A 3,863-nucleotide genomic window follows, 5' to 3' on the forward strand; every position below is an offset into this window, starting at 1 on the left:
CCGGAACCGGCACCTTCACCGCGTCCGGCTTGCGGAACAGGGCGACCACCTCGACGCTCGCCGCCGAGCGCGACTCGAGGTAGCGCAGCAGCCAGATGCCGCGGTGGCCGCCGGGGCCGGGGAAGACGCCGGCCTCGACGGCCTTGGTGATGGCGTCGGCCTGCTCCTGGGTGAGCTTGCCGTCCTTGACCGCCTGGTCCAGGCGCTGCTTGAGTGCGGCCTGACGGTCCTCGGCGGACGGGCGCTGCGGTCGGTCGGCCGGCCGGTGCTGTTCGCGGATCTTCTCCAGTGCGGCGGTCACCTTGTCGGTGGGCACGCCAAGCTCCTTGGCGAGCTCCTCGGCGAACTGGCCCTGCCGGTCGGCCTTCGCACCTGGCGCCGCGTCGGGAGCCGGGGCGGTGCTGGCGCTCGGTGTCGGTGTCGGTGTGTCGGCGGCGAACGCGATCGTCGGGGCCGCGATCCCGACGCCGAGGACGCCGGCGGTGGCCAGGCCGGCCAGCAGGTGCTTCCTGCGGATGGTGCGGGACATGCTGTCCTCCAGAGGTTCGGTCATCCTGCGCTGTCATCACCGACAGTGACCGGGCCGTCTGGGCGGAAGCCGTGGCGACCCTGTCAGCGAGCTGATAATCCCGGGCGGCGGTGGGCGAAATCGGTTGTGTGGTCGCTGGCCGAGCGGTCAGGGTGGACGATCCACCGACGGAAAGGACACTGCGGCATGACCGTCGAGATTCGGGAGATTCCACTTGTCGGGCCGGACGCCGGGCCGTACGGCATCACGCCTGGCCCGGACGGCGCGTTGTGGCTGACGTTGGCCCATGCCGGTGGCATCGCCCGGTTGTCGCCCGACGGCGCGGTCCGGACCTACCCGCTGGATCCGGCCGGCGGTCGTCCGTTGATCATCACGGCAGGGTCGGACGGGGCGCTCTGGTTCACCCGCTCAGGGGACGACCGGATCGGTCGGATCACCGTCGACGGTGAGCAGCGCACCATCGCCCTGCCGGCCGACACCGGGCCGGGCGGCATCGCGGCTGGGCCTGATGGCGCGCTCTGGTACGCCGGGATGACCTCTGACACCATCGGCCGGGTGGGGACCGACGGCAGCCACACCGCATTCCCGCTGCCGGTGACCGGCGGGTTCGCCTCGATGATCACTGCTGGCGCGGACCAGGCTCTCTGGTTCACCCTCAACCAGGGGAACGCTATCGGCCGGATCGATCTCGACGGCAGGGTGACGCTGCATCCGCTGCCCACAGTGAAGGCGGGCCCGGTCGGCATCACCGTGGGCGTTGACGGCGCCATCTGGTTCGTGGAGATCGCCGCCGGTCAGCTCGGTCGCCTCGACCCGGATGGCGAGATCGTCGAGTTTCCGCTGCCGGACCGGGCGGCCCGCCCGCACGCGATCGTGGGCGACCCGGACGGCGGCGTGTGGTTCACCGAGTGGGGTGCCAACCGGATCGGTCACCTCGATCCCACCGGAAGGTTCGAGGGCTACGCCCTTCCCACCCCCGACGCCGAACCGCACGGCATCACCCGCACCCCCACCGGCATCTGGGCCGCCCTGGAAATCGGAGCAGTAGCCCACCTACCCCTCTGACCCAACCCCGGTGATCAAGAGGTTTGCGTCAGGATCCGCCCCGAACATGACGCAAACCTCTTGATCACCGGGCCGGGCCGGGCCGGGGCGGGGTGGGGTGGGGCGGGGTGGGGTGGGGCGGGCTGGGCGGGAGCACCGCCGGGGTTAGTGGACTGCGGGGGTTGCGGTGAGGGTGGCTGTGGTGGTGTCGAGGGTTGCCTCGGTGCCGATGGGGACTGTGAGTTGGTTGGGGCCGTGGCCGATGGGAAGGCCGCCGAGGACCGGTACGCCCAGATCGCCGAGGCGTTCGGTGAGCACGTCGACGATTGTGGTGTCCCACCCGTCGCCGCAGTCGGTGAACTGTCCGACCGCCACCCCGGCCAGTCCGTCCAACGCGCCGGCCCGGCGCAGGTGGGTGAGCATCCGGTCGACCTTGTACGGGGGTTCCTGCACGTCCTCGATCAACAGCACCGCACCGGTCAGGTCGGGCAGGTCGGGCGTGCCGATCGACGCGGCGATCATGCACAGGTTGCCGCCGAGCAGGGTGCCGGTGGCGCGACCCGGGACGCGTACGCCGAAGGTCTCCTCGGTGGGCACCGCGGTGATCGACACCGGTTCGGTGGTCATCAGCGCCGCGTGCAGGGATTCGGCGGAGCGCAGCGGCGTCCGCTCGTCGCGCCAGGCCGCCCCGGGGCCGTGCACCCCGGCCAGGCGGGCGCCCCGCCACAGTGCGAACTGCAACGCGGTGATGTCTGAGAAGCCGGCCACCACCTTCGGGTCGCGGCGGACGGCGGCCATGTCGATGGCGTCCACGATCCGTTGGGCCCCGTAGCCGCCGCGGGTGCAGATCACCCCGCGGACGTCAGGGTCGGCGAAGGCCGCGTTCAGGTCGGCGGCACGCTGGTCGTCGGTGCCGGCGAGATAGCCGTGGCGCGCGTACGCGTTCGGTGCCGGCACCGGGCGCAGGCCCCAGCCGGTGAGCAGTTCCATGCCCCTGGCCACCCGCTCCGGCGAGGTTGGCCCGGACGGCGACACCAGCAGCACCGTGTCACCCGGGCGCAGCACGGGCGGGCGTACGGCGGCGGTGTCCTCGCTGATCACAACCGCAGAGCCTAACGACCCGGCCGAGGCGGGAACGCCACCCGGCCGCCCGGCCCGTGCCGGGGCGTGATGCCGTGCGGCGTACCGGCTAGCCTCGACGGGTGGCAACCGCGCTGGTGATCGAGAACGACCCGACGGACGACGCGCGCCGGCTGGGTGAGTGGCTGACCGAGGCTGGGCTGGAGCTGTGGGTGGTGCGTCCGCACGCCGGCGACGAACTCCCCGCCGACCTGGAGGGGTACGCGGCGCTGGTGGTGCTCGGCGGCGACCAACAGGCGTACCCGTTGCCGGACGGCTCGCCCGGCGCGCCCTGGTTTCCCGCCGTGGAGGGCCTGCTGCGCAAGGCGGTCCGGTACCGGGTGCCGACCCTGGCGGTCTGCCTGGGCGCGCAGCTGCTCGCCACCGCACACGCCGGCTTGGTGGAGCGCAGCCCGTCCGGGCCGGAGATCGGCCCCGGCGTGGTCGGGCGGCGCGACGCCGCCGAGAACGACCCGTTGTTCCGGTACGTGCCGTTGATCCCGGACGTGCTCCAGTGGCACGCCGACGAGATCACCGAGCTGCCTCGGGGCGCTACCCTGCTGGCCGCCTCCACCCGCTACCCGCATCAGGCGTTCCGCCTCGGTGACCGGGCGTGGGGGTTGCAGTTCCACATCGAGTGCGACGCCGCGATGATCGCCGACTGGGCCACCGACTCGGTCCAACTCGCCGAGCTGGGCTACGACCCGGAGCTGGTCGTCGCGGCCTGCGCCTCGGTGCTGGCCGACGTCGAGGAGGTCTGGCAGCCGTTCGCCGCCCGGTTCGCCGCGCTGGCCCTCGGCGAGTTGGACGACAGCACGACGCGGCGCGGCCTGCCGCTGCTCGGGCACTGATGAGCCGGCCGACCAGGGCGTCGGGCCGACTGGCCCGGTACGGCTTCGGCACCGCCGAAGGCGATGGTGGCGCGCGCGCCGCGGACCTGCTCGGCCCGGAGGGGCTGCGACTGTGGCGGCCGGTCGAGCAGGAGCCGGTCGACGAGGCCGCCGCGGAGCTGCTCTCCGCGCTGTCCCGGGCCGCCGACCCGGACCTGGCGCTGCGCCAACTGCACCGCATCGTGGAGGCCGAGGGCCGCGCACTCGCAGGCAGCGCCGAGGGCCGCACCGCAGGCGGCGCCGACCGCCGCCCGCCCGCAGGCGGCGCCGAGGCCAGTGCC

Annotated in this window: 4 protein-coding genes and 1 pseudogene; 3 read left to right on the top strand and 2 right to left on the bottom strand. The window is 73.2% G+C overall.

What is annotated here, in order from left to right:
• A partial coding sequence (locus ABZ749_RS31195) for a hypothetical protein (RefSeq protein WP_357234084.1) occupies positions 1-529 on the bottom strand: 529 nt, incomplete at its 3' end.
• A gap of 186 nt (positions 530-715) precedes the next feature.
• Here ABZ749_RS31195 and ABZ749_RS31200 point away from each other — a divergent pair.
• Positions 716-1,594: a virginiamycin B lyase gene (locus ABZ749_RS31200; protein WP_357234076.1), complete on the top strand. Its 879-nt coding sequence runs from the start codon at positions 716-718 to the stop codon at positions 1,592-1,594.
• Between the two features lie 144 nt (positions 1,595-1,738).
• Here ABZ749_RS31200 and ABZ749_RS31205 read toward each other — a convergent pair whose 3' ends face one another.
• Positions 1,739-2,674 carry an LD-carboxypeptidase gene (locus ABZ749_RS31205; RefSeq protein ID WP_357234079.1) on the bottom strand — a complete coding sequence of 312 codons (936 nt, stop codon included), beginning with the start codon at positions 2,672-2,674 and terminating at the stop codon, positions 1,739-1,741.
• A gap of 101 nt (positions 2,675-2,775) precedes the next feature.
• Here ABZ749_RS31205 and ABZ749_RS31210 point away from each other — a divergent pair, with 101 nt between their 5' ends.
• Both ABZ749_RS31210 and ABZ749_RS31215 read left to right on the top strand, forming a co-directional pair.
• A complete protein-coding gene (locus tag ABZ749_RS31210) occupies positions 2,776-3,543 on the top strand; it encodes a type 1 glutamine amidotransferase (RefSeq protein WP_357234081.1) in 768 nt (255 codons plus the stop codon).
• A pseudogene (locus ABZ749_RS31215) lies at positions 3,543-3,863 on the top strand (bifunctional [glutamine synthetase] adenylyltransferase/[glutamine synthetase]-adenylyl-L-tyrosine phosphorylase); the annotation flags it as partial. The gene ABZ749_RS31210 and the pseudogene ABZ749_RS31215, both read left to right, overlap by 1 nt.

The sequence above is a fragment of the Micromonospora sp. NPDC047753 genome (assembly GCF_040642735.1).
Lineage (GTDB): Bacteria > Actinomycetota > Actinomycetes > Mycobacteriales > Micromonosporaceae > Micromonospora.